This window comes from Marivita sp., from assembly GCF_020055635.1.
Lineage (GTDB): Bacteria > Pseudomonadota > Alphaproteobacteria > Rhodobacterales > Rhodobacteraceae > Marivita.
Window position 1 is genome coordinate 1 of the sequence record NZ_JAIPUT010000175.1, and the last position, 2,645, is coordinate 2,645.

At 53.7% G+C, this 2,645-nt stretch carries 3 protein-coding genes; all 3 read right to left on the reverse strand.

Annotated elements, in window-relative coordinates; genetic code table 11:
- The coding region (locus LCF60_RS24290; RefSeq protein WP_292295098.1) for a FecR/PupR family sigma factor regulator at nucleotides 1-271 on the reverse strand (271 nt) is incomplete at its 3' end.
- A complete protein-coding gene (locus LCF60_RS24295; RefSeq protein ID WP_292295099.1) occupies nucleotides 268-864 on the reverse strand; it encodes a sigma-70 family RNA polymerase sigma factor in 597 nt (198 codons plus the stop codon). The genes LCF60_RS24290 and LCF60_RS24295, both read right to left, overlap by 4 nt.
- 855 nt (nucleotides 865-1,719) lie before the next feature.
- The coding region (locus LCF60_RS24300; RefSeq protein WP_292295100.1) for a gamma-glutamyltransferase at nucleotides 1,720-2,645 on the reverse strand (926 nt) is incomplete at its 5' end.

The window sequence follows — 2,645 nt, forward strand, 5'->3', positions numbered from 1 at the left end:
GGAAGCCAAATCGTTCGCGCCGTTTTAAGACGAATTCGTAGTGATCATTAGCCTGTTCAAGTGAGTCAGTCATCCCAGTTAGCACGTTCAAATTCTTCGAAAGTGCTGCGAGACGCCGGATCTCTCTTACGTGCAGCGGGTTACGATGCATCCACTCCCTGAAAGCATCACGATCGGCGGGCGTAAGCTCTCCAGTTTCGAGCTGAGCAAGCCAGGCGCATGCATCTCCAGTGATATCGCGATTGGGGCCAATCTTCGTTCGTCTGTTCATTTGATATCCGTCTTAGGCTTATATGCAGAGCCAAAAAGACTTGGATCACGAGGGCACGAATTTTCGTCCTTCAGTTTCTGTTGGATGTAATCACTCACTCGTCTCAGGCCTGCAGCAACATGCTTTTCAATGGTGCTGGTTGAAATGTTCAGTTTGGCGGCGATTTCCTTGTGGCTGTAGCCATAGACCTTCTTCGCTACAAATACCCGCTGGCATTGGGGCGGCAAGGTCGCAACCGCTTCGGCAAAGATCAGCATTTGCTGACGGTCATCAAGGGCGTCCTCCGGCGATGGCTCGTCGGATCGGCATTCTTCGGGCGAAGAATCCTCAATGAAATCGATCACCAGTTGCGATTTTCTATCTAGCTTTTTCCGTACTATGTTGCGCGTAACTCCGAAAAGAAATGCCCGTGGATTATGAATCTCCTTGGTTTTCTCTGCCTCGAGCGCACGCAGGATCGTTTCCTGACAAATATCGTCAATATCATGCGCATTCGAAGTAAATCGACGCAAAAAGCCTTTTATAATCGACTCATTATCGCGAAATGCGACAAATACCTGCGAGATAGCCTCTGCTTTGATTGGCTTATTCATCTGACTCGCTAAGCGCTCCCCCTGCTGAGTCCATGATACTCCTTGGATCGCTAACCGCGCGATTCCATTACCTTTTACCTCGCCGTAGCCAAAATAGCGCCAATTTTCGTAATTCCTCCATGCCGGGCCATAGGAATGCCCGCAGGTCGTAATAAGCTAGTACCCTGACAGAAGAAAAACCGCCATCCGGATTCGGGGAGGACGCCACGGATTGCGCCATTCCGCGCACTTCCCAACATATCCGGCGTGCATTCGCCGCTCGGATGACGACGGCCCCAAGCTGTGCTGTTTGGATCTCGGCACTGTAGCTTCTGGATGCCACGGATCAGACATCACAGTCATCATTCAGCATACTAGCCCATCCATCCAGCAGTCGAATGCTCGCTGTTCTCGCTTACTTGTTCAGCCAGATATCCATCATCCGTGAACCGAGCGGTCTCGAAACCTGAGCCAACGGCGCACCTGAAAAACTCTGATCCAAATCGAACGCATGGGATTACTCGAGTATGAGGGCCGCAATGAGGCAGACGGCAAGCGGGAGTCGCCTGTCGATCGACAGGCGATGGCGACACCAGTATGCCCGCCCAAACACAGACTAGCCCGTTCGCCCAGTGGACGACGCATCCGCTTAAACAAGTGGCAGATACAAATCCCGCTTACCGCCCGCAATTGCATCTACGGTCAGCGATCCGATTCACGATTCTGGATTTTGGTTCGTTACTGAGAAACACCAACACCCGAACAACACTGGACGGAGAGCATTGGGATCGACCTTACCCTCGTGAACCCTCAACGCAAAACTATGCACCTGCTGCCATGGGGCAGGTGCCTCGCGCGAATGCCAACAGAACATGGCTACAGACCTATTGCCAGAGCAGGCTTGAACTCATTGACTCCACCTTGCAGGGATCCACTGATGGGGTCTACCACTATGGCAAGCGGTCGGCCAAAGTAGGTGGTCGAGAAAGTTTCTTCGCGTACATCCAGATGATGCCCTCGATTCCGCAATGACTCGGCGATCGCTGGATCGAGTCGAGAGTCCACCACAGTGGTCGCGTCTTCGCTGTGTACGCGCAATGTAGTCACCGCATCTTGCGCCTGCATGCCATGATCGATGACATTGATGATAGCGTGCAGTATCGATGAGATTACTCGCCGACCACCCGGCGAGCCAACGGTCATGAGTGGTTCGCCGTCGCGTAGCACGATCGCAGGGGCACCCGCCGTCAGGCCGCGCCGCCCAGGTGCAAGCGAGTTAATAGTGCCAGGGATGGGGTCGAACCACATGGTGCCGTTATTCAACACCACTCCTGTATCCTTCGCGACTACCGCAGACCCGAAATGCAAGCCCAGCGTGGACAAGAGGGAGACCATATTCCGGTCCTTATCCACCACGGTCAGATGTGTCGTCTGGCTATCCCCGCCATTCGCGGGAGAAAATGTGCGATCAGGTCTACGCGGCTCAAACAGCCAAGGATCGCCTGCGACGAGATCAAGCGACGCTTGATCTGCCCTTATCGCTCGACGGCGCGAATCAGCATAGGAGTCAGACAAGAGACCGTCGAGCGGTATTGGGACGCTATCGGCGTCACCAAGATATGCGAAACGGTCTGTAAAGGCGATCCGCTGTGCCTCCGCTATCAAGTGAAATTCGTCCGCCGAACCTTGGCCTAAGCCCTCAAGGTCAAAGCCCTCCAGCAACTTTAAAGCCTGCATAATCGTTGGGAAGCCAGTATTCTCTAGCCCGCCGATTACCTCATGGTCCCGGTAACTGCCAACGA

Coding starts and splice junctions, on each gene's coding strand:
- LCF60_RS24295 (WP_292295099.1), bottom strand. CDS start 864: ATGAATAAGCCAATCAAAGCAGAGGCTATCTCGCAGGTATTTGTCGCA.